At 54.6% G+C, this 23,330-nt stretch carries 22 protein-coding genes; 12 read left to right on the top strand and 10 right to left on the bottom strand.

Annotated elements, in window-relative coordinates; genetic code table 11:
- Positions 1-180 precede the first annotated feature (180 nt).
- The 7 genes from ACQ29O_RS14980 (at position 181) to ACQ29O_RS14950 (ending at position 7,898) form a co-directional block, all read left to right on the top strand.
- Positions 181-1,449 (top strand): SLC13 family permease, encoded by a 1,269-nt coding sequence (locus ACQ29O_RS14980; protein ID WP_000074127.1) that lies wholly within the window; start codon positions 181-183, stop codon positions 1,447-1,449.
- Between the two features lie 49 nt (positions 1,450-1,498).
- Complete coding sequence (locus ACQ29O_RS14975) at positions 1,499-1,747, top strand: oxaloacetate decarboxylase subunit gamma (protein ID WP_001089085.1); 249 nt, start codon at positions 1,499-1,501, stop codon at positions 1,745-1,747.
- 15 nt (positions 1,748-1,762) lie between these two features.
- Complete coding sequence (gene oadA / locus ACQ29O_RS14970) at positions 1,763-3,532, top strand: sodium-extruding oxaloacetate decarboxylase subunit alpha (RefSeq protein ID WP_020937066.1); 1,770 nt, start codon at positions 1,763-1,765, stop codon at positions 3,530-3,532.
- A 12-nt stretch (positions 3,533-3,544) separates the two neighbouring features.
- Entirely contained in the window at positions 3,545-4,846 is a 1,302-nt protein-coding gene (locus ACQ29O_RS14965) for an oxalacetate decarboxylase subunit beta (protein WP_000444887.1), read from the top strand.
- Between the two features lie 118 nt (positions 4,847-4,964).
- Entirely contained in the window at positions 4,965-5,663 is a 699-nt protein-coding gene (locus tag ACQ29O_RS14960) for a triphosphoribosyl-dephospho-CoA synthase (RefSeq protein ID WP_001005986.1), read from the top strand.
- A 379-nt stretch (positions 5,664-6,042) separates the two neighbouring features.
- Complete coding sequence (locus ACQ29O_RS14955; protein ID WP_000128331.1) at positions 6,043-7,122, top strand: FecCD family ABC transporter permease; 1,080 nt, start codon at positions 6,043-6,045, stop codon at positions 7,120-7,122.
- Positions 7,122-7,898 carry an ABC transporter ATP-binding protein gene (locus tag ACQ29O_RS14950; protein ID WP_001214717.1) on the top strand — a complete coding sequence of 259 codons (777 nt, stop codon included), beginning with the start codon at positions 7,122-7,124 and terminating at the stop codon, positions 7,896-7,898. Before ACQ29O_RS14955 ends, ACQ29O_RS14950 begins: the two co-directional genes overlap by 1 nt.
- A gap of 90 nt (positions 7,899-7,988) precedes the next feature.
- On the opposite strand, the gene gpmA is transcribed toward ACQ29O_RS14950, so the two are convergent.
- From gpmA to modE, 8 genes are all read right to left on the bottom strand, one after another.
- Entirely contained in the window at positions 7,989-8,741 is a 753-nt protein-coding gene (gene gpmA, locus ACQ29O_RS14945) for a 2,3-diphosphoglycerate-dependent phosphoglycerate mutase (protein ID WP_000301556.1), read from the bottom strand.
- Positions 8,742-8,964: 223 nt separating this feature from the next.
- Positions 8,965-10,005, bottom strand: coding sequence for a galactose-1-epimerase (galM, locus tag ACQ29O_RS14940; RefSeq protein WP_000931427.1), 1,041 nt, complete (start codon positions 10,003-10,005; stop codon positions 8,965-8,967).
- The gene (galK, locus tag ACQ29O_RS14935) at positions 9,999-11,147 is read right to left on the bottom strand and encodes a galactokinase (RefSeq protein WP_020937065.1); all 1,149 of its coding nucleotides are present in this window, start codon (positions 11,145-11,147) and stop codon (positions 9,999-10,001) included. The genes galM and galK overlap by 7 nt, the downstream gene beginning before the upstream one ends.
- Before the next feature lie 2 nt (positions 11,148-11,149).
- The gene (gene galT, locus ACQ29O_RS14930; RefSeq protein ID WP_000187473.1) at positions 11,150-12,196 is read right to left on the bottom strand and encodes a galactose-1-phosphate uridylyltransferase; all 1,047 of its coding nucleotides are present in this window, start codon (positions 12,194-12,196) and stop codon (positions 11,150-11,152) included.
- A gap of 10 nt (positions 12,197-12,206) precedes the next feature.
- On the bottom strand, positions 12,207-13,223 hold the full coding sequence (galE, locus tag ACQ29O_RS14925) for a UDP-glucose 4-epimerase GalE (RefSeq protein WP_001265465.1): 1,017 nt from the start codon (positions 13,221-13,223) through the stop codon (positions 12,207-12,209).
- 222 nt (positions 13,224-13,445) lie between these two features.
- The gene (locus ACQ29O_RS14920; RefSeq protein ID WP_000885526.1) at positions 13,446-14,354 is read right to left on the bottom strand and encodes a DUF2167 domain-containing protein; all 909 of its coding nucleotides are present in this window, start codon (positions 14,352-14,354) and stop codon (positions 13,446-13,448) included.
- A gap of 170 nt (positions 14,355-14,524) precedes the next feature.
- Positions 14,525-16,000: a molybdate ABC transporter ATP-binding protein ModF gene (modF, locus tag ACQ29O_RS14915; protein WP_000096946.1), complete on the bottom strand. Its 1,476-nt coding sequence runs from the start codon at positions 15,998-16,000 to the stop codon at positions 14,525-14,527.
- A 67-nt stretch (positions 16,001-16,067) separates the two neighbouring features.
- Positions 16,068-16,856 (bottom strand): molybdenum-dependent transcriptional regulator, encoded by a 789-nt coding sequence (modE, locus tag ACQ29O_RS14910; RefSeq protein ID WP_001147418.1) that lies wholly within the window; start codon positions 16,854-16,856, stop codon positions 16,068-16,070.
- 128 nt (positions 16,857-16,984) lie between these two features.
- Here modE and ACQ29O_RS14905 point away from each other — a divergent pair, with 128 nt between their 5' ends.
- The 4 genes from ACQ29O_RS14905 to modC all read left to right on the top strand — a co-directional run bounded on the left by ACQ29O_RS14905 (position 16,985) and on the right by modC (position 19,824).
- Positions 16,985-17,134, top strand: a complete 150-nt coding sequence (locus ACQ29O_RS14905; RefSeq protein ID WP_000891513.1) for an AcrZ family multidrug efflux pump-associated protein — start codon at positions 16,985-16,987, stop codon at positions 17,132-17,134.
- A gap of 166 nt (positions 17,135-17,300) precedes the next feature.
- The gene (modA, locus tag ACQ29O_RS14900) at positions 17,301-18,074 is read left to right on the top strand and encodes a molybdate ABC transporter substrate-binding protein (protein WP_000951416.1); all 774 of its coding nucleotides are present in this window, start codon (positions 17,301-17,303) and stop codon (positions 18,072-18,074) included.
- On the top strand, positions 18,074-18,763 hold the full coding sequence (gene modB / locus ACQ29O_RS14895) for a molybdate ABC transporter permease subunit (RefSeq protein WP_000604026.1): 690 nt from the start codon (positions 18,074-18,076) through the stop codon (positions 18,761-18,763). Before modA ends, modB begins: the two co-directional genes overlap by 1 nt.
- Positions 18,764-18,765: 2 nt before the next feature.
- The gene (gene modC / locus ACQ29O_RS14890; protein ID WP_020937062.1) at positions 18,766-19,824 is read left to right on the top strand and encodes a molybdenum ABC transporter ATP-binding protein ModC; all 1,059 of its coding nucleotides are present in this window, start codon (positions 18,766-18,768) and stop codon (positions 19,822-19,824) included.
- Here modC and ACQ29O_RS14885 read toward each other — a convergent pair whose 3' ends face one another.
- Complete coding sequence (locus ACQ29O_RS14885; protein ID WP_000127031.1) at positions 19,825-20,643, bottom strand: pyridoxal phosphatase; 819 nt, start codon at positions 20,641-20,643, stop codon at positions 19,825-19,827.
- A 163-nt stretch (positions 20,644-20,806) separates the two neighbouring features.
- On the opposite strand from ACQ29O_RS14885, the gene pgl reads away from it, so the two are divergent.
- On the top strand, positions 20,807-21,802 hold the full coding sequence (pgl, locus tag ACQ29O_RS14880; protein ID WP_000815472.1) for a 6-phosphogluconolactonase: 996 nt from the start codon (positions 20,807-20,809) through the stop codon (positions 21,800-21,802).
- Between the two features lie 143 nt (positions 21,803-21,945).
- Here pgl and ACQ29O_RS14875 read toward each other — a convergent pair whose 3' ends face one another.
- Positions 21,946-23,229, bottom strand: coding sequence for a putative acyl-CoA thioester hydrolase (locus tag ACQ29O_RS14875; RefSeq protein WP_253336224.1), 1,284 nt, complete (start codon positions 23,227-23,229; stop codon positions 21,946-21,948).
- Positions 23,230-23,330: the final 101 nt, after the last annotated feature.

Below are 23,330 nucleotides of genomic sequence, written 5' to 3'. Positions count from 1 at the left end.
AAGCAGTAAGAATATGTTATTCCTTTGTCGGGTAAGTGTTGTTATTTATGTGAGTGTATTCTTTCTCAATAGAAATTAATTAGATGTAATTTTAGTATAACATGTGATTTATGCTTGTTGCAGTTGTATTCATGACTGTAATGAGTTGTTTTTGTACCCTAATAATATAAGGACGTATACATGTCACCAGCGATTATTACTTTGTTGGTTTTAGTGGTTGCAATAATTATCTTTGTTAGCGATCGTCTTCCTATGGGATTAGTTGCATTTATGGTCCCAATGGCACTTTATTTTACCGGTGTTATCGATGCTAAGGATATTTTTGCTTCAATCGTAAATGCGAATGTTATTCTTATCGTCGCCATGTGTGTACTCGGTGCGGCATTTTTTAAAACAGGTTTGGCATGGCAATCAAGTAAAATTTTACTAAAATATGCTAAAACAGAAAGAAGCCTTAGTGTATTGATTTTTCTTATTGGTGGAGTTATGTCTGCCTTTGTTTCTAATAGCGGAACAGTTGCTGTGCTAATTCCTATTGTTTTAGGTATTGCCGCCAGTAGTCAGATTAAGCCTATTAAACTTCTTATGCCTCTGGTTTTTGGGGCAACAATCGGTGCTGATATTTCTATTATCGGTTCGCCAGGAAATCTGATTGCTAAAAATACTATTGAAACTTTTAGTAAGGGAAGTCTGTCGGTGCCATTTTTCGAATACGCTAAAATTGGTATTCCTTTGCTGATTGCATGCTCTATATTTCTCTATTTCTTCGGTTCAAAACTCATCGCAGATCGTGATGGAAATACACAATCTGATTCTCAAATGGATTATAGCCAAATTCCGGCCTGGCATAGAAATTTAACTTTAGCCGTTTTTATTCTGTCTATCGCTGGAATGGTGGCAACTGATTATATTAAGTTTCTGCCTCCAATGCATATTATTGCGTGTTGTGCGGCTATTGTTCTTGTATTTGCTGGCGTTTTGACACAAAAGGAAACTTTTAATTCTTTTGAAACACTAACTGTTTTCATGCTTGCGTTTATGATGCCTTTAGGAGCCGCGCTGAATTCTACTGGTGCTGGAGAAATGATTGCTAATGCCGTTATTTCAGTAACCGGAGATTCTGGCGTTATGATTATTATGGCGTCATTGTGGATACTTACATGGGCTTTGACTCAAGTTATGAGTAACACTGCAGCATGTACGTTGTTATGCCCGGTAGGATGGACTATCGCACAGTCTATTGGCGCAGACCCTCGTGCAGTTGTTATTGCTGTTTTTATTGCGAGTAGTGTTGCTGTTTGTACCCCAATGGCTATTCCAGCAAACTCAATGATTATTGGCCCGGGGAATGTTAAATTTAAAGATTTTTTAAAACCCGGATTGGCGATTGGTTTGGTTTGTTTTATCGTTAGTATGATTTTACTACCGATATTTTATCCCTTCTATTAATGCCTGATATTACTTTTCTATTTTAGATTATTAAATTTGAGACTTTATTATGAATAGTTCGGTGCTATTAGGTGAAGGCTTCACCCTGATGTTCCTCGGCATGGGGTTCGTGCTGGCGTTTCTGTTCCTGCTGATTTTCGCCATCCGCGGCATGTCCGCCGCCGTCAACCGCTTCTTCCCTGAACCGGCTCCGGCGCCAAAACTGGCACCTGCCGCCGCCGCGCCCGCGGACGACTTTGCCCGCCTCAAGCCGGTGATTGCCGCCGCTATCCACCACCATCGCCGCCTTAACCCTTAATTCCCGGAGGGATCCATGACCATTGCCATTACCGACGTCGTCCTGCGTGACGCCCACCAGTCTCTGTTCGCCACCCGCCTGCGCCTTGATGACATGCTGCCGATTGCCGCCGCGCTCGATGACGTGGGCTACGGGTCGCTGGAGTGCTGGGGCGGCGCCACCTTTGACGCCTGTATCCGCTTTCTCGGCGAAGACCCGTGGCTGCGCCTGCGCGAACTGAAAAAAGCCATGCCCAAAACCCCACTGCAGATGCTGCTGCGCGGCCAGAACCTGCTCGGTTATCGCCATTACGCCGATGACGTGGTGGAACGCTTCGTCGAACGCGCGGTGAAAAACGGCATGGACGTGTTCCGCGTCTTCGATGCCATGAACGACCCGCGCAATATGAAAGCCGCCCTGCAGGCGGTGCGCAGCCACGGCGCGCACGCCCAGGGCACGCTGAGCTATACCACCAGCCCGGCGCACACCCTGCAGACCTGGCTGGATTTAACCGAACAGTTGTTAGAGACCGGCGTCGATTCCATCGCCATCAAGGATATGTCCGGCATTCTCACGCCGATGGCGGCGTATGAGCTGGTGAGCGAAATCAAAAAACGCTATGACGTGCGCCTGCACCTGCACTGTCACGCCACCACCGGGATGGCGGAGATGGCCCTGCTGAAGGCTATCGAGGCGGGTGTTGACGGCGTGGACACGGCGATTTCCTCCATGAGCGCCACCTACGGCCGCCCGGCCACCGAAGCGCTGGTGGCGACGTTGGCAGGTACTGAGCACGACACCGGGCTGGATATCCTGAAGCTGGAAAATATCGCCGCGTACTTCCGCGAGGTGCGCAAAAAGTATCACGCCTTTGAAGGCCAGCTGAAGGGCTACGACAGCCGTATTCTGGTGGCCCAGGTACCGGGCGGAATGCTCACCAACCTCGAAAGCCAGCTGAAGCAGCAGAACGCGGCGGACAAACTCGACCAGGTGCTGGCGGAAATCCCCCGCGTGCGCGAGGACCTCGGCTTTATCCCGCTGGTGACCCCGACCTCGCAGATTGTCGGCACCCAGGCGGTGCTCAATGTCCTGACCGGCGAGCGCTACAAAACCATTGCCAAAGAAACGGCGGGCATTCTGAAAGGCGAATACGGCCACACCCCGGTGCCGGTGAACGCCGCGTTACAGGCCCGCGTGCTGGAAGGAGGCGCTCCGGTGACCTGCCGCCCGGCAGACCTGCTGAAGCCGGAACTGGCTGAACTGGAAGCGGACGTCAGGCGCCAGGCGCAGGAGAAGGGGATTACTCTGGCGGGAAACGCCATCGACGACGTGCTCACCGTGGCGCTGTTCCCGCAAATCGGCCTCAAATTCCTTGAGAACCGCCATAATCCGGCGGCGTTTGAGCCACTGCCGCAGGCGGAAGCCGCGCAGCCTGCCGCTGCCCCGGCAAAAGCCGCAGCTTCCGGTATCTACACCGTGGAAGTGGAAGGCAAAGCCTTTGTGGTGAAAGTCAGCGACGGCGGCGATATCAGCCAGCTCACTGCGGCTGCACCTGCTGCCTCTTCTGCTCCTGCCACCGCCCCGGCAGGCGCCGGCACCCCGGTCACCGCGCCGCTGGCGGGGAATATCTGGAAGGTGATTGCCACCGAGGGCCAGACGGTGGCCGAAGGCGACGTGCTGCTGATTCTGGAAGCCATGAAAATGGAAACCGAAATCCGCGCCGCGCAGGCCGGAACCGTGCGCGGCATCGCAGTGAAGTCCGGGGACGCCGTCTCCGTGGGCGACACCCTGATGACGCTGGCGTAAGGAACTGGAACCATGGAAAGTCTGAACGCCCTGCTTCAGGGCATGGGGCTGATGCACCTTGGCGCAGGCCAGGCCATCATGCTGCTGGTCAGCCTGCTGCTGCTGTGGCTGGCGATTGCGAAAAAGTTCGAACCGTTACTGCTGCTGCCGATTGGCTTCGGCGGGCTGCTGTCGAACATTCCGGAAGCGGGCATGGCGCTGACCGCGCTGGAAAGCCTGCTGGCGCACCACGACGCCGGGCAGCTGGCGGTGATTGCCGCGAAGCTTAACTGCGCGCCGGACGTGCACGCCATTAAAGAGGCATTAGCGCTGGCGCTGCCGTCGGTGCAGAGCCAGATGGAGAACCTGGCGGTGGACATGGGCTATACACCGGGGGTGCTGGCGTTGTTCTACAAAGTGGCGATTGGCTCCGGTGTCGCGCCGCTGGTCATCTTTATGGGCGTCGGCGCGATGACCGACTTCGGCCCGCTGCTGGCCAACCCGCGCACCCTGCTGCTCGGCGCGGCGGCGCAGTTCGGCATCTTCGCCACCGTGCTGGGGGCGCTGACGCTGAACTACTTCGGCCTGATTTCCTTCACCCTGCCGCAGGCGGCGGCAATCGGCATCATCGGCGGCGCGGACGGCCCGACGGCGATTTATCTGTCGGGCAAGCTGGCGCCGGAGCTGCTGGGGGCCATCGCGGTGGCGGCGTACTCGTATATGGCGCTGGTGCCGTTAATCCAGCCGCCGATTATGCGCGCGCTGACCAGCGAGAAAGAGCGCAAAATCCGCATGGTGCAGCTGCGCACGGTGAGTAAGCGGGAAAAAATCCTCTTCCCGGTGGTGCTGTTACTACTGGTGGCCCTGCTGCTGCCGGACGCCGCGCCGCTGCTGGGGATGTTCTGCTTTGGCAACCTGATGCGTGAAAGCGGCGTGGTGGAGCGTCTGAGCGACACGGTACAGAACGGGCTGATTAATATCGTGACCATCTTCCTCGGGCTGTCGGTGGGCGCGAAGCTGGTGGCGGATAAGTTTTTGCAGCCGCAGACGCTGGGCATTCTGCTGCTGGGTGTGATTGCGTTCGGGATTGGGACGGCGGCCGGGGTGCTGATGGCGAAGCTGATGAACCTGTGCAGTAAGAACAAAATCAACCCGCTTATCGGTTCGGCGGGGGTGTCGGCGGTGCCGATGGCGGCCCGCGTATCGAACAAAGTGGGGCTGGAATCAGACCCGCAGAACTTCCTGCTGATGCACGCGATGGGCCCGAACGTGGCCGGGGTGATTGGCTCGGCGATAGCCGCCGGGGTGATGCTGAAGTACGTGCTGGCGATGTAAATCTGTTCCTTTCCCGGAGGCGGCGCGTTGCGCCTGTCCGGGCTACCGGATTGCATGGATCTGTAGCCCGGACAGATGCGCAGCATCGTCTCCGGGAATGTCCCATAAGGAGACTTTGATGAATGAAACCATAGCATTTCGTCCGGAAGGCCGGGCATCGATAAAAGATGTGGTTGTCAATTATACGCTGGCATCACTGGACGAGCTTGAACAACTGCACCCGGCGCTGAATCTGCTGGCGCACCCGTCAATTGTCCGTGGCAGCCATGATTTCTTTGTCTGTTGTTATAACGCGGGCGTACAGCATGCGCAGGCCGGGGCGGCTGAAACGGTAGCGGTTTTGCCTGATTCGCTGCCACAAGAACGGCAAAGGAGCGGGCTGCTGTGTGCCGCAGCAGGTCGTCTGGATGCCCTGCGCCAGCCGCTGACGCACAATCGTTTATGTGACCTGGCCAGTCAGTTCTGTGCTGGCATGGCAGATGTTGACAGCGAAACCCGCAGCGGTTTTTATACCGTGCGCAGCATATCGCTGCCGGTTTACCGGCGGCTGTTGCGGGATCAACATTCTCACGGTGTCTGCCTGCAGCAGGCTCTACTGCACCTGCTGGCCTGGAAGAGCGATTCCCCCTGGGCGCGGCAGCAGGCGCAGCGGCTGCTCTGGCAGGGCGGCGTGCTGGGCGATAAAGGTGAGTTTGCGCTTATGACGCTGGATGATGAACTGCGGGAGCGCCAGATTGAGTGGCCCGGGCTGTGGTCGCTGCTGGCCGTCACCGGGTTTCTGGCGAAATTCCCTGCCGGACCGATATTTGCTGACTGAAAAATGAGGACTGCTGACAATTATCTGTTGTGTTGGCATTTCTGCGAGAGGCAGCTAGCGCTTTGCCTGACTTACGAAACGAGAATATCAACAGATTACGTACTTTTTGTAGGTCCGTGGTTGGAACATTGCCACCTGGTTACATTTTGTCAACAGCCTCAAGCGTGGATGGCTCCACGCTTTTTTTGTCTATGGAAAACCCCCAGCCAGGCCCTGTGTCTTGATCAGGAGATCTGATCAAGACACAGGGCTATGCCGGAGGATATTTATTGGAAACCGGTGAGATAGGCCACCGTGTCATTAATCGAAATATAAATAAATATATAACGAAATAATTCGGCGCTATAATTCTCCTCTGATTAATAACGTAGCCCGAACCATGACCTGTCAGGACAAATCACTTTTAGCCCCCGCTCTCGCTTCCACGCCCGTCATTCCGCGCTATCGCCAGATCATACGCAAACGGGCTGTGCTCATGTTAGCTATTGCGTTGGCGATGATGACTTCACTGATGGTGGATGTAACCTGTGGGTCTTCTGGTTTACCGCTCAGTGCGCTATGGCAGGCGCTTTTTCAACCGGAAAAGGTGAATGCGGGCATACACGTTATTGTCTGGGATATTCGTTTACCCTATGCCCTGATGGCCCTACTGGTGGGCATGGCGTTAGGGTTAGCGGGCGCCGAAATGCAAACCATTTTAAATAATCCGCTGGCGACGCCGTTTACCCTCGGCGTATCGTCCGCGGCGGCTTTTGGCGCTGCGCTGGCGATTGTGTTGGGGATCGGTATTCCCGGTATTCCTGCCGCCTGGTTTATCCCGGCCAATGCGTTCATCTTTGCGCTTTTATCCGCGTTACTCCTGGACGGTATTACCCGTTGGACAGGCGTCGCCGCATCCGGAGTGGTGTTGTTCGGTATTGCACTGGTATTCACCTTTAACGCGTTGGTCGCCATTATGCAGTTTGTGGCTGATGAAGATACGCTGCAGGGGCTGGTATTCTGGACGATGGGGAGCCTGGTCCGCGCGTCGTGGGAAAAATTGGGCGTACTGGCCGTGGTGTTTATTGCTGTGCTTTTTTGCGCGTTACGAAGCGCCTGGCAACTCACGGCATTACGTCTGGGCGAAGAGAGGGCGATGAGCTTTGGGATTCATGTCCGCCGTTTACGCCTGCTGTCATTGTTGCGTATCAGCTTGTTATCAGCGCTGGCGGTAGCTTTCGTCGGGCCGATTGGTTTTATTGGTCTCGTTGCACCGCACATTGCACGAATACTTTTGGGGGAAGATCACCGTTTCTACCTTCCGGGCAGCGTGCTGATAGGCGGGCTGGTGTTATCGCTGGCCTCTATTGCGGCGAAAAATAGTATTCCGGGCGTCATGGTGCCGGTGGGGATTGTCACCTCGCTGGTCGGGGTTCCGTTCTTTTTAAGCATTGTATTGCGACATCGGGGGAGTCTCTGATGCGCGGGTTAATGCTCCGCTCATTTAGCGCCGGCTATTCCACTCAGCCGGTTATTGCAGATCTCAACGTTCCCTTACTGTCGCGCGGGAAAATTACCATTTTGCTGGGGCCGAACGGCTGTGGTAAATCGACGTTACTACGTTCGCTGGCCGGGCTGAATAACGCCGACGGCGAGGCGCTGCTTGATGGCGAAGATCTCATGTCGTTATCGTTTGCCGAGCGGGCGCAGAAAGTTGTGTTTTTGCCGCAGTCATTACCGCAGGGCGTACATCTGCATGTACTGGAGTCGATTATCGTGGTACTGCGGGCATCAGGCGGCAGAGACAATGCGCAGGGCAGAGCGCAGATACTGGCTATCCTTGAGCAATTGGGCATAACGCATCTGGCGTTGCAGTATCTCGACCAGCTTTCCGGCGGTCAGCGGCAGTTAGTGGGTCTGGCGCAATCGCTGATTCGTCGCCCTGAACTTCTGTTGCTGGATGAGCCGCTCAGCGCGCTGGATTTAAACTATCAGTTTCACGTAATGGATCTCGTGCGTCGGGATACCCAGGCGCAAAATAGGGTAACGATAGTCGTGGCGCATGACATTAATATTGCACTGCGTCATGGTGACCATGTCCTGATGCTAAAAGACGGCAGGCTGGTCGCCAGCGGCGCGCCGGAGACGGTGATTACTGCGGAGCGTCTGGCTGAAGTGTACCGGGTACGAGGACGCGTGGAGCGCTGTTCGCAGGGGAAATTGCAGGTGGTGCTGGACGGCGTGATCGCTGTTTAAGACATATTGCCTGATGGCGCTGCGCTTATCCGGCCTACCCATTGCTCGTAGGCCGGATAAGGCAGTTATACCGCCATCCGGCAAAGGTGATTACTTCGCTTTACCCTGATTCGCCACGGCAGCCGCTTTCGCGGCGATTTCGTCAGCGTTGCCCAGATAGTAATGTTTGAGCGGCTTGAAGTTTTCGTCGAACTCATACACCAGCGGCACGCCGGTCGGGATGTTTAACTCAAGGATCTCATCTTCACTCATGTTATCCAGGTATTTCACCAGCGCACGCAATGAGTTACCGTGAGCGGCGATGATCACGCGCTCACCGCTCTTCATACGCGGCAGGATGGTGTCGTTCCAGTAAGGAATAACGCGGTCGATGGTCAGCGCCAGACTTTCGGTCAACGGCAGCTCTTTCTCGCTCAGTTTGGCATAACGTGGATCGTGACCCGGATAACGCTCATCATCTTTGGTCAGTTCCGGCGGCGTCACGGCAAAACCGCGGCGCCACTGTTTAACCTGCTCGTCACCATATTTTTCTGCCGTTTCCGCTTTGTTCAGCCCCTGCAACGCGCCATAGTGACGTTCATTGAGTTTCCAGGATTTTTCCACCGGCAGCCACGCTTGATCCAGTTCATCCAGTACGTTCCACAGCGTATGGATAGCGCGTTTCAGTACGGAAGTGTAGGCAAAATCAAAGCTGAAACCTTCTTCTTTTAGCAGTTTACCCGCTGCTTTTGCTTCGCTTACGCCTTTTTCAGACAGGTCAACATCATACCAGCCGGTGAAACGGTTCTCTTTGTTCCATTGACTTTCACCGTGACGTACCAGAACCAGCTTAGTTACAGCCATACTCTCACTCCTATAAATCATATGTAATGATAATAATTCTCATTATATTGCCGCGAGGTGTTGGCGGCAATGCTTACGCATAACCATAGCGAAAATAGTGGCGCAGTGTAAGGTTCTTGTGAACTCAGAGTTGCGATTTTGTCTTTAAGTGGTGGAGGTTTGAGCAGGGCAATGGCGCGTAGGCCCGATAAGCTTGCGTCATCGGGCATGTAGCGGCATATCGTTAGAACGGAATAAACTGATACTCGGTCAGGCTGGCGTACTCCTCGCCAGGGCGAAGGATACAGTCAGGCTGCGGCCATTCAGGATGATTCGGACTGTCCGGCAGCAGTTCGCTTTCCAGCGCCAGCCCTTGCCAGTCGGCATAAGGTTCCGGCCCGAGGGAAGGTGTACCCGCCAGATAATTGCCGGAATAAAACTGCAACGCCGGGGCGGTGGTGTAAACCATCATTTGTAGCTTTCCATCCTGTGACCACAGACGGGCCGCCGGCTTTTTGCCATCACCCTGCGTCTGTAGCAGGAAAGCATGATCGTAGCCTTTAACCTTGCGCTGATCGTCATCGGCGAGAAATTCACTGGCAATGACTTTTGGCATCCGGAAGTCAAACGAGGTATTGGCTACCGATTTTAGCCCCTGGCGTGGAATACCGGATTCATCTACCGGCAGATACTCATCCGCCAGAATTTGCAGCTTATGTTGGCGCACGTCGGTCCGATCGCCGTCCAGATTAAAATAGACGTGGTTGGTCAAATTCACCGGACAGGGTTTATCGACCGTCGCCCGGTAGGTGATGGATATTCTATTGTCATCGGTCAGACGATATTGCGCCGTGGCGCAAAGATGTCCAGGAAAGCCCTGGTCGCCGTCATCAGAGGTGAGCGCGAATAATACCTGGCGATCGTTCTGGTTCACAATTTGCCAGCGGCGCTTGTCAAAGCCTTCCGGTCCGCCGTGTAGCTGGTTCTCGCCCTGACTTGGGCTTAACTGTACGGTTTCGCCGGCAAACGTATAGCGGCTATTGGCGATACGGTTCGCGTAACGGCCAATAGAGGCGCCGAGGAATGACGTCTGTTCAGGGTAGTGTTCCGGGCTGGCGCAGCCCAGCAATGCTTCCCGAACGCTGCCGTCAGACAGCGGAATACGGGCGGAAAGAAGAGTGGCTCCCCAGTCCATCAGCGTTACCACCATCCCTGCGCTGTTGCGCAGGGTTAGCAGGCGGTACGGTTGACCATCGGGGGCCAGTGCGGGCGTTTCATTTAGCACTGTCCTGCTCCTTGTGACGGTTTGCATACATAAAAGGTTTCTTTGATTCCGGTTTTCGCTTCGTACTGTTGCGCAACGGCCTGCTGCACAGCGGGAACCAGATCTTCCGGGATCAGCGCGACAACACACCCGCCGAAGCCGCCGCCGGTCATGCGCACGCCGCCTTGATCGCCGATGGTCGCTTTGACGATGTCTACCAGTGTGTCTATCTGCGGGACGGTAATTTCGAAATCATCGCGCATTGAGGCATGGGACTCCGCCATCAGTTGGCCCATACGTTGCAAATCACCTTTCTCCAGCGCGCTTGCCGCTTCAACGGTGCGCGCATTTTCGCTCAATACATGGCGAACGCGTTTTGCGACTACCGGGTCCAGTTCGCTGGCAACGGCATTGAACGCCTCAAGGCTGACATCGCGCAGGGCCGGCTGCTGGAAGAGACGGGCGCCGGTTTCGCACTGTTCACGGCGGGTATTATACTCGCTGCCCACCAGCGTGCGCTTAAAGTTACTATTGATGATCACCACGGCGACACCTTTCGGCATGGAAACCGCTTTGGCGCCGAGCGTACGGCAATCAATCAGCAACGCATGATCTTTTTTGCCGAGCGCAGAGATGAGCTGATCCATAATGCCGCAGTTACAGCCGACAAACTGGTTCTCGGCCTCTTGTCCGTTGAGCGCAATTTGCGCGCCGTCCAGCGGTAGGTGATAAAGCTGCTGGAAGACGGTGCCCACCGCCACTTCCAGCGAGGCGGAGGAGCTTAACCCGGCGCCCTGCGGCACATTGCCGCTGATGACCATATCCACGCCGCCAAACGCGTTGTTACGCTGTTGCAGGTGTTTCACTACGCCGCGCACATAGTTAGACCACTGCTGGCTATCGTGGGTCACGATCGGCGCATCCAGTGAAAATTCGTCCACCTGATTGTCGTAATCGGCGGCAATCACCCGTACGGTACGATCGTCGCGCGGCGCACAGCTAATTACGGTCTGGTAATCGATAGCGCAGGGCAGAACAAAACCATCATTGTAATCAGTGTGCTCGCCGATCAGATTGACGCGGCCTGGCGCCTGAATCGTGTGGGTAGCAGGGTAGCCGAAAATTTCAGCAAACAGCGCGCGCGTTTTCTCTTTCAGATTCATTTTTATACTCCGGATTCGCGAAAATGGATGTCGCTGACCGCGCGCAGGCGTTCAGCCGCTTGTTCTGCGGTTAAATCACGCTGGGTTTCCGCCAGCATTTCATAGCCGACCATAAATTTACGGACGGTCGCAGAGCGCAGCAGCGGCGGATAAAAGTGCGCGTGCAACTGCCAGTGCGCGTTTTCTTCACCGTTAAACGGCGCGCCGTGCCAGCCCATTGAGTAGGGGAAGGAACACTGAAACAGGTTGTCATAACGACTGGTCAGCTTTTTCAACGCCAGCGCCAGAGAGTCGCGCTGCTCGTCGCTTAAATCGGTAATGCGCAGGACATGCGTTTTGGGTAACAGTAGCGTTTCGAACGGCCACGCCGCCCAGTAAGGCACCACCGCCAGCCAGTGTTCGGTTTCGACCACGGTGCGGCTGCCGTCCGCCAGTTCCCGCTGGACATAATCCACCAGCATTGGCGAGCGCTGCTCGGCGAAATAGGCTTTTTGTAAACGATCTTCGCGTTCGGCCTCATTCGGCAGGAAGCTGTTGGCCCAGACCTGTCCATGCGGATGCGGGTTCGAACAGCCCATCGCCGCGCCTTTGTTTTCAAAGACCTGCACCCACGGATAGGTTTTGCCTAACTCGGCGGTCTGCGTCTGCCAGGTTCTGACGATTTCCGTCAGCGCGGGCAGGCTCAACTCCGGCAGCGTTTTACTGTGATCGGGAGAAAAGCAGATCACGCGGCTGGTGCCGCGCGCGCTCTGACAGCGCATCAGCGGATCGTGGCTGTCCGGCGCATCCGGCGTGTCGGCCATCAGCGCCGCGAAATCGTTAGTAAAGACGTAAGTCCCTTTGTAATCGGGATTTTTATCGCCGGTGACACGCGTATTGCCCGCACACAGGAAGCAGTCCGGATCATGGGCCGGCAGCATTTGCTGAGACGGCGTTTCCTGCGCCCCCTGCCAGGGGCGTTTTGCGCGATGCGGCGAAACCAGAACCCACTGGCCGGTAAGCGGGTTATAACGGCGATGCGGATGATCGATGGGATTAAATGGGGTCATAACAACGTCCTTAATCTGGGTATCCCTGCGGATGGCGTGACTGCCAGTGCCAGGTGTCCTGCGCCATTTCGTCAAGCGTGCGGGTGACGCGCCAGTTCAGCTCGCGATCGGCTTTGCTGGCATCCGCCCAATACGCCGGGAGATCGCCGTCGCGACGCGGCGCGAAGTGGTAATTAATGGGTTTACCGCAGGCTTTACTAAAGGCGTTGACCACATCCAGGACGCTACTGCCGACACCCGCGCCGAGGTTATAAATATGTACGCCGGATTTGTCCGCCAGTTTTTCCATCGCCACGACGTGCCCGTCGGCTAAGTCCATAACGTGAATGTAATCGCGTACGCCGGTGCCATCCTCGGTCGGGTAATCATTGCCGAAAACGGCGAGCGATTCGCGACGACCCACGGCGACCTGGGCGATATAGGGCATCAGGTTATTCGGAATACCTTGCGGATCTTCTCCCATGTCGCCCGACGGGTGCGCGCCGACCGGGTTGAAATAACGCAGCAGCGCAATACTCCACTCCGGCTGGGCTTTTTGCAGATCGGTGAGGATCTGTTCTACCATCAATTTACTTTTGCCGTAGGGGCTTTGCGGCGTGCCGGTAGGAAAACTTTCGACGTAAGGAATTTTGGGCTGATCGCCATAAACGGTGGCGGAGGAGCTAAAAATAAGGTTTTTAACGTTGGCCGCACGCATGGCGCTGACCAACCGCAGCGTACCGTTGACGTTGTTGTCATAGTACTCCAGCGGCCTGGCGACCGATTCGCCGACGGCTTTCAGGCCGGCAAAGTGAATCACGGTATCAATCGCGTGATCGTGCAGAATTTCGGTTATAAGCGCTTCGTTGCGAATATCACCTTCGACAAAGGTCGGGTGCTTACCGCCCAGACGTTCAATCACGGGCAGCACGCTGCGCTTGCTGTTGCAGAGGTTATCGAGGATGACGACGTCATGACCATTTTGCAGCAACTGTACGCAGGTATGACTTCCAATGTAACCGCTACCACCTGTAACCAATACTCTCATAATTCGCTCCGTTAAGCCTATGGTATGGAATAACCATAGCATAACAAAGATGCGAAAAGTGTGACATGTAATAAATTAGTGGAATCGTTTACACACTGGTGATTTTACGCATTTGTATCGATTAAATGATTACAAATCATCTGGCTTGAGAATGCTTCTGTTTTTTATCCGAAAAAAAGGCGCGTTACGCGCCTGGGAATGAAACGGACGGGGCAAGAGCTGTCAGTCTTTTTTACGCGAGAGTAGCTTCCTGGCGAGCGCCCCGACAGCGACGACGCCGATGGCGGTCACTTTCCAGAATTTAAGCAACGCGATACCGAGCATAGCAAGCAGTCCTACTTTCTTGGCCGCGATACCGCCAATCAGCGCGGCGAGCCCATACTCCGCTATTTTGTCCGTTGATTCGTTGAAGTCAGCGTAGCGTTGTCCAGCGTTGAACTTGACGGAACTGAGAATTCTTTTCGCCAGAGGGATTTCGTGGTCAACAGAGCCTCTGTCGGTCACCAGATTTAAAGAAAAATAGCCTTCACGTCCCAGCAGATAGGTGTTGTAGTTCACGCCTTGTTCATTCAGTGGTTCGTTGGTGCCGATATCATGGATGGCGGCGGACCAGATCAGACGATGATTGGTTGCATCGTAGGTAGGCTTCTCGATCCAGCCAATAATTTCTATCGGCTCAATGCCTTTTGCAATACGATCTTTATTCGCTTCTTTTGTGCCTTTGCGCAGGTTATCCATTAATTCATCGGCATCCCAGTTTTTTGCATCATCATCTTTTACATAACCAGAATCATCATATTCGATAGAAATAAATCCATTCATTTCCTTTTTAAATACGAGGCCGTAAAAATATTCATCGTCAACATAGTTACCAATTTCACGCATAAATACCGCCGCTTCTTTTGCGGGTATCCAGGTAAATCCTTCCGGCAGATTAAGCGTGGCTTTATCACCTAAACTAATCTTTGTCGGACCCGCAACGGCGGCGCGACTCATGCCTTCAACAGCGACCTCAACGGCGGTTTTACGCGCTTCCTGCGCAGCGGTCGGCTTTTGCTCAGCATAACTGCTGGGGCAAAATAACATGGCTGCCAGTAAAAATAGTATTATTTGTGGAAAACGAAAAGCCATAATGGATCCCTTATATTCACATACGACATCATTGTCGAAAATTTCAGGATTATTATGACAATGAGGCGGTCAGCGATTCAAGAGATAGTAAGCTTATCGACCGTTATTATTATTCTTAATAAAAGGAGAGTGGTTCCAGAATGGCGCGCGGCGCCATTCTGATAATACATTTAATTATTGCATCGTCCGGAAACGTACTTATAACGTTCGCCATCTGGTACAAATTCCAGCCGGTGGGTAATACAGGCAGGCGCATCCTCTGCATGATGGGAAACGAACAGCAGTTGGGTCTCTCCCTGGCGAATTAATACATCTACAAAACGGCGTACCAGTTGGCGGTTCAGCGGGTCCAACCCTTGCAGCGGCTCATCCAGAATCAACACTGTCGGATGCTTAACCAGAGCGCGCACGATCAGCGCCAGCCGCTGCTGTCCCCAGGAGAGACTGTGGAAGGGGGCATCCGCCGTACGCTTATCGATTCCCAGAATATCCAGCCACTGTTGCGCCAGTTTTCGTTGCCTGTCTGAAACGGCCTGGTAAATGCCGATAGAATCGAAATAGCCGGAGAGAATGACATTGCGCACCGTGGTACTGACGCGGTAATCCAGATGTAAACTGCTGCTGACGTAGCCGATATGTTTTTTGATATCCCAGATTGTTTCGCCGCTTCCTCGCCGCCGCCCGAACAGCGTAAGATCGTTGCTGTAGCCTTGCGGATGATCGCCAGTAATAAGGCTAAGCAACGTAGACTTACCCGCTCCGTTAGGACCGACGATCTGCCAGTGTTCGCCCGGATTGACTCGCCAGCTTAGGTGGTGGAGGATAGGGCGATCGTTATACGAGACTACGCCATCGTTAAGTACGATCCGTGGTTCGCCATCGGGTAACGCATGGCGGGCGGAAGGTTCGTCCGGTTCGGGTAATTGTACGTCGGTCAGACGCTCGCTGTGCGCGAGTTGAGCAACCAACGCCCGTTGCAGCAACTCCGCCGTCGTTCCGGTCTCCGCCAGCGTACAGTCGGCAAGCACGCCGGCAAACTGCACGAAGTCCGGGATCTCATCAAAACGGTTGAGTACCAGCGCCAGGGTCATACCCGCCTGGTTCAACGCCGTCAGGCGTTGCGCCAGTTGTTGACGGGCGGTCACGTCAAGCCCGTCGAACGGTTCATCAAGGATTAATAACTCCGGCTCAGACATCAGCGCCTGACACAGCAGCGCTTTTCGCGTCTCGCCGGTAGAAAGGTATTTAAAACGCCTGTTGAGTAAAGTGGAAATGCCGAACTGCTGCGCCAGCATCGCACAGCGGGCAGGATGGTGAACTTCATCCTGAATAATTTCCGCGGTAGTGCGCCCGGTATCGTCTTCGCCAGGACTGAGCATATCGGTGTTATTACGTTGCCACTCATCGCTGACCAGCTTTTGCAATTGTTCAAAGGACAGACGAGTAATGCGGGTAAACCGACACTGGCGCTCGCCAGTTAATAACGGCAGTTCGCCCGCCAGCGCGCGGGCGAGCGCCGACTTCCCGCTCCCGTTAGCCCCAACGAATGCCCAGCTATCGCCCGCATTGAGCGTCAGCGAATCCAGATGAAGTGTTTTTGTATCGCTCAGACGAAACGTGCCTTGCGAAATTTGCAACGATGACATTTTGCATCCCATTTTTTGCAGCGATGAATGACAGGGATACGTCTTTCGGCAACGGATGTCAATGTGCTTAGCACAACGTTGCAATAATCACTCTGTCCGCATTAAACCAGGCAATCACGTCATCGCCTTCCTTTAACGTGGCGGCATCTGAAGTCGGTATCGTGGCGCACAGCGTCTGGCCGTCCGGCAGCGCCATCAACACTTCACACTGTTCCGCGCCGCGCTCGATATGGCTGATCGTTCCCGACAACTGATTGTCAGCGGCGCGCGCAACGGCTGCATCCCGGGTAATGCCAACCCACGGTGCTTTTAGCAGGATCAGCACTTCTTTACCTTCCTCCAGGCCGAGACGCTCGCCGCTTTGCGCCGTCAGCGCGACTTTAAGCCGCGTTTTGCCGTCGGCCAGCAGCACATCGACATGCTGTTGCACCTGATCGCGATCGCGGGCGGTAATGGTGCCGAACCACTGATTTCGGGCGCTGGTTTGCAGTGAAAAGCGGGAAATAGCGGCCAGCAGACTGTCAAGCGGCAGGGCGTCATCGTCACTTAACACATCGAACGCTTTTTGCTGAATTTGGCCCAGCAAATCGTAAAGCTGGATCAGACGCTGACCATAGCGGGTTAATACCGCGCCGCCGCCGCCTTTGCCGCCCGTTGCGCGCTCAACCAGCATATGTTCGCTAAGCTGGTTCATGTCGTTTATCGCATCCCAGGCGCTCTTATAGCTGATTCCCGCGTCTTTCGCGCCCTGACTAATAGAGCCGGAAAGCGCAATGTGTTTCAGCAGAGAGATACGTCGGGGATCGGCAAAAAGCTTTTGCTGAAGTTTCAGGGTAAGAAGGATTTCGGCCTGCATAACCAGCTCCTGGTAAAAAGACTATTGTGACTGAAAAGCGCGTCAGCGCAAAGCCGACCGCACAAAAGGGGAGTGCTTTTCTGTGTGATGCGGTTAAAATACAAAAAGGACTATATCTGGAGTTGCCCATGTTAGAGTTATTAAAAAGTCTGGTATTCGCCGTCATCATGGTACCGGTAGTGATGGCCATCATCCTCGGTCTGATTTACGGTCTGGGTGAGGTGTTCAACATTTTTTCCGGTATCGGTCAGAAAGACCAGTCCAGACAGAACCGCTGATTTCCCCAAACGCCCGCTCAGTCGGGCGTTTTTGTTACTCAAGATCCTGCTTTTCCTGCCGATATTTTCTGTGTTTAATCGTTAATGGGTATGAATAACCGCTGGGAAACCCCTGAGATTATCGTTATATTGTCGCTTACATAACGAAACACACAAGGAGTTACAGATGGCGCATTCCTGGTTACGCCTGGTCGCAGGGGCAACATTATCTTTCGTCATCGCCGGTCATGCGCTGGCGGATGAAGGCAAGATCACCGTATTTGCCGCCGCGTCGCTAACGAACGCGATGCAAGACATTGCGGCAGAATATAAAAAAGAGAAAAATGTGGATGTGGTCTCCTCATTCGCCTCCTCTTCAACGCTGGCGCGCCAGATAGAAGCGGGCGCGCCGGCGGACCTGTTCATCTCTGCTGATCAGAAATGGATGGATTACGCAGCCGATAAAAAAGCGGTGGATACCACGACGCGCGAAACATTGCTTGGCAATAGCCTGGTGGTGGTGGCGCCGAAAGCCAGCGAGCAGAAACCGTTTACCATCGACAACAAAACGGACTGGATTCGTCTGTTGAACGGCGGGCGTCTGGCAGTGGGCGATCCGCAACACGTACCGGCGGGAATTTATGCCAAAGAAGCGCTGCAAAAGCTGGGCGCATGGCAAACGCTTGAACCGAAACTGGCGCCGGGCGAGGATGTGCGCGGCGCGTTGGCGCTGGTCGAACGTAACGAAGCGCCTTTGGGCATTGTATATGGTTCTGATGCGGTTGCCAGCAAGGGGGTCAACGTGGTGGCGACGTTCCCGGAAGATTCACATAAAAAAGTGGAATACCCCATCGCTATCGTGGAGGGGCATAAAAATGCGACCGTCAGCGCGTTCTATGATTACCTGAAAGGACCGCAGGCCTCGGCAATCTTTAAACGTTATGGATTTACGACGAAGTAATGATACTGACCGATCCAGAATGGCAGGCTGTCCTTCTTAGCCTGAAAGTGTCTTCCCTGGCCGTGCTGTTTAGCCTGCCGTTTGGGATCTTTTTTGCCTGGTTACTGGTACGATGCCGGTTTCCGGGCAAAGCCTTACTTGATAGCGTCCTGCATCTGCCGCTGGTGCTGCCGCCGGTGGTGGTCGGCTATCTGCTGCTGGTGTCGATGGGGCGACGCGGGTTTATTGGCCAGTGGCTGTATGACTGGTTCGGTCTCACGTTTGCCTTTAGCTGGCGCGGCGCCGTGCTGGCGGCGGCGGTGATGTCCTTCCCGCTGATGGTGCGGGCCATTCGGCTGGCGCTGGAGGGGGTGGATATCAAGCTTGAACAGGCCGCCAGAACGCTGGGCGCCGGGCGCTGGCGCGTTTTTCTGACTATCACCTTACCGCTTACCCTGCCGGGCATTATTGTCGGTACGGTGCTGGCGTTTGCCCGTTCGCTTGGCGAATTTGGCGCGACCATTACCTTTGTTTCTAATATTCCGGGCGAAACCCGCACCATACCTTCCGCCATGTATACCTTGATCCAGACGCCGGGCGGGGAGAGCGCGGCGGCGAGGCTGTGCGTGATTTCGATTGTATTAGCGCTGATTTCGCTGTTGATTTCTGAATGGCTGGCGCGGATTAGCCGTGAACGGACGGGGCGCTAACCATGCTGGAGCTTAATTTTTCCCAGACGCTGGGAACGCACTGTTTAACCCTCAACGAAACGCTGCCAGCCAGTGGGATCACGGCTATCTTTGGCGTCTCCGGCGCGGGAAAAACCTCGCTGATTAATGCCATCAGCGGTTTGACTCGCCCGCAAAAAGGACGCATCGCGCTGAATGGCCGGGTGTTGCATGACGCGGAAAACGGTATCTGTTTAACGCCGGAAAAGCGCCGCATCGGTTATGTTTTCCAGGATGCGCGCCTGTTCCCCCATTACAAAGTACGCGGCAATTTGCGCTACGGCATGGCGAAAAGCATGACCGGTCAGTTTGATAAGCTGGTGTCGCTGCCGGGAATTGAAGCGTTGCTTGATCGCCTGCCGGGGAGCTTGTCCGGCGGAGAAAAACAGCGCGTAGCGATAGGCCGGGCATTGCTCACCGCCCCGGAGTTGCTGCTGTTGGACGAACCGTTGGCCTCGCTGGATATCCCGCGTAAACGCGAATTACTGCCGTACCTGCAACGGCTGGCGCGGGAAATCAATATTCCCATGCTGTATGTCAGCCATTCTCTCGATGAAATTCTCCACCTGGCGGATAAAGTCATGGTGCTGGAGGATGGACAGGTTAAAGCGTTTGGCCCGCTGGAAGAAGTCTGGGGAAGCAGCGTTATGCACCCGTGGCTGCCGAAAGAGCAACAGAGCAGTATTCTGAAAGTTAGCGTGCTGGAGCATCACCCACATTATGCCATGACCGCCCTGGCGCTTGGCGACCAGCACCTGTGGGTAAATAAACTCAATCAGCCGCTGCAATCCACACTGCGTATTCGTATACAGGCGTCGGATGTCTCGCTGGTACTACAGCCGCCGCAGCAGACCAGTATCCGCAACGTATTGCGGGCAAAAGTGGCGAATTGTTATGACGATAACGGACAGGTGGAAATCCAGCTTGAGATAGGCGGCAGAACGCTGTGGGCGCGAATAAGCCCGTGGGCCAGGGATGAGCTGAATATCAAGCCTGGCCTGTGGCTTTACGCGCAGGTGAAAAGCGTTTCTATCACCGCCTGACTATAGTAGGTGGGTGTAAATAAATTTGGCGATGCTATCGGTAGTGTTATCGCCGATCACAACGTCAGCGCGCGCTTTCACCGCCTCATCGGCGTTGCCCATCGCAACGCCGGTGCCTGCCGCCTCCAGCATACTGATGTCGTTGTAGTTATCGCCGAAAGCGATCACATTTTTCATTGACCCTCCCTGCGCTTCTATCCACTGGGTAAGGCGCTTGCCTTTACTGTTGCCTTTGCGCGCGATATCCACCTGATCGTGCCATGACCATTCGCACTCCAGGCCAAGCGCCTGTTCAACATGCTGACCGAACCGCTGTAGCCTGGGAATATCTTCATCGGTAAGCGCAAACTTCCACACGGCATTCACGTCGCGCGCCGCCTGCGCCAACGAAGAGACCTGTGTAAAGGTCGGACGTTGCTCCGGCGGCAAGGTCTGCGCCCACCGGGAGGTACGCACGACGTGACCGGTTGGGTGTTCGTAAAGCATAGCGTCATCAACATACATCAGGCCGTGAATCTGATGCTCATCCAGTAAATCAATCAACTGCAACGCCTTATCCACGGGCATAGGATCGGCATCCAGGACAGTTTTAGCTTGATAATCATACAAATAGGTGCCGTTGCAGCAAATAGCAGGTGTTTCCAGCGCCAGCGCCTGATAAAAAGGATGAATAGCAACGTGATGGCGACCCGTGACAATGATAAGTTGAAAGCCCGCCTCTTTGGCGCGTGATAGCGCTTCAAGCGAGGAGGGGAGTAAGGTTTTATGCGGGGTTAATAATGTTCCGTCTAAATCGAGGGCAATCACGCGTGCAGTCATAATTTTTTCCAGATTAAGAGTAATAATTCCGTCTGTCGGCATGGTACACCGGGACGGTAAGCAGACAAAATTCTGCGTCTGAATTCAGCATTCGCCGTCAAAAGCGACTACGTTAAGCTGTGTCCTGTTATTGCAGCTACATGCCATATGCAAAGGAGTATTCATGAAACAAACAGTCTATACCGCCAGCCCTGAGAGTCAGCAAATTCACGTCTGGAGCCTGAACCACGAAGGGACTCTGACGCTGGTGCAGGTCGTGGATGTGCCCGGTCAGGTTCAGCCGATGGTGGTCAGTCCGGATAAACGCTACCTCTATGTCGGCGTGCGCCCGGAGTTTCGTGTCCTGGCGTATCGTATTGCGCCGGATGATGGCGCGCTGACGTTTGCCGCCGAATCCGCCCTGCCGGGTAGCCCGACCCATATTTCTACCGATCATCATGGTCGTTTTGTCTTTGTCGGATCGTATAACGCCGGTAATGTCAGCGTGACGCGCTTACAGGATGGCCTGCCGGTTGAGTTGGTGGATGTGGTGGAGGGGCTGGACGGCTGCCACTCGGCAAATATTACGCCTGATAACCGTACCCTGTGGGTGCCTGCGCTAAAACAGGATCGCATTTGTCTGTTTACGCTAAGCGATGACGGCCATCTGGTGGCCCAGGAGCCGGCGGAAGTAAATACAGTTGAAGGGGCAGGCTCGCGTCATATGGTCTTCCACCCGAATCGACAATATGCGTATTGCGTCAATGAACTGAACAGTTCGGTGGATGTCTGGCAGCTTAAAAATCCGCATGGCGAGATAGAGTGCGTGCAAACGCTGGATATGATGCCCGCCGATTTTTCCGATACCCGCTGGGCGGCGGATATTCATATTACGCCGGATGGACGGCATCTGTATGCCTGTGACCGCACCGCCAGTCTGATTACCGTCTTTAGTGTCTCCGAAGATGGCAGCGTACTGAGCGTTGAAGGCTTCCAGCCGACGGAAGCCCAACCGCGCGGCTTTAATATCGACAATAGCGGAAAATACCTGATTGCTGCGGGTCAAAAATCACATCATATCGCGGTCTATGAAATTACGGGCACTCAGGGGTTGCTGACGGAAAAAGGCCGTTATGCCGTCGGCCAGGGGCCAATGTGGGTTGTGGTGAACGCGTACTAAAGCGCTGTGTGCCGGATGGAGGCGGGCTGGAACTCATCAAGGCGGGATGCCTGATTAATTTCAATAAACATTGCTTGCAGTAAAACCACGGGCCGCCACATCTGCTGCGGCGGCCCGTTTATAAGCCTGAACCGGAACGGTGATTACTGCTTAGGTTCCGCCACTACTTTACTGCCTACACCGCGGTTGTTGTATTCCCACATGCGGTTGTAGTTAGTGTCGTTCAGATTACGCTGCACCTCGTCTTTGTCATCCACGGTCCCCGTATTTCCAGCAAACGGACGTTTCGAGATGACCGCGTCGGCCCACGGTTTGGCAACGTTGAAGCCCTCGTTAATCACGCTGTCGCGGATCACGACCTGACCGTTGGTGTTGGCGTCGACATCCAGCGAGCGGCCAAGCTGCGCAACGCCATCGCCGGAGGCGTTAAAGCGGCTGTTGATCGCCAAAAAGCCATAGTAAATATTGGACAGCGTCGCCGGGGCGAAGACGTAGGCTTCCTGCTGTGTGCGGGAGTTGACGACCTGGAAGTTGGTGTTATAGAACACCACGGCGCCGCGTCCGGAAACCATATCCACATCGCCTTCAATATAGCTGTTCGTCACCAGCGTACGCGGCTGGCGATCGGTTTGCAGACGGTTCTGCACGCCGCTGTTGGTCACAAAGAAGGTGTTCTGGCGGCCAAGGATATTGACCTTGTTAATCTGGACTTTGTCGCCATCGGTACGCAACGCCACCGCCGGATGGTTTCCGGCATCGACGCTGTCGCCTAGCGTGTTCTCGATGGTCAGATTTTGTAGCTGCAGACCGTTATTCTGCGACCAGAACGCGGCAGAACACATCACACCGATCGTCGCGGCGTGTTTGCTTTGGCAGTTATCGAACATATACCAGGCGGGTTTACCAGGCATATATTTCCCGCCGGGATTCACCGCGCGGCGCCAGTCAGCGACGCTCATTTCACCATCAATCGCCATCCCAATTTTCACATCGATCGGTTTTTCACCGGTCCCGTACAGGGTCAGACTTCCCGGCGCGGCGGGAACATACACGGTCCCCTGATAGTCGCCCGGCATAATAGCAATGTACTGGCGTTTGTTCGTGCGTTTAACCATTGCCGCATCGACCGCGGCCTGAATCGAGGTGTGCGTAACGCCTGGCGTACCTGCCGGCCCCACCACAAAGTCAGGCTGTGCGGGCAGGGTAATCGGCGACGGCGACCACGGGGCGGTATTCGGCGTCAGGGAGGCAAAATAGCGCGCCGCAACGAAGTTTTTCGCTTCATTTGCCGACAGAATTGGGCGCGAGGCGGTGCCAGGCGCGGTTTGATCGGAAGGGATCTGATCGGGTGGCGTAGAGCTACAGGCGCTCAGCGTCACGCCAAAAGCCAGTGCCAGCGCCAGACGGGAAACCGATAATGTATTCACAGGTTGCTCCGGGCTTGAAAAAGTTAAATGACATCCATTGAAGCCTGCTTTTTTATACTAAGTTGAACGAAACGGGAAGGCGAAAAGGTAAAAAGTTCCTT

Origin of the sequence: Salmonella sp. GDC200615, assembly GCF_050574145.1 — a bacterium.
Lineage (GTDB): Bacteria > Pseudomonadota > Gammaproteobacteria > Enterobacterales > Enterobacteriaceae > Salmonella > Salmonella enterica.
Note: the sequence above shows the minus strand (reverse complement) of the source record. Positions and strands in the feature narration are given on the sequence as shown.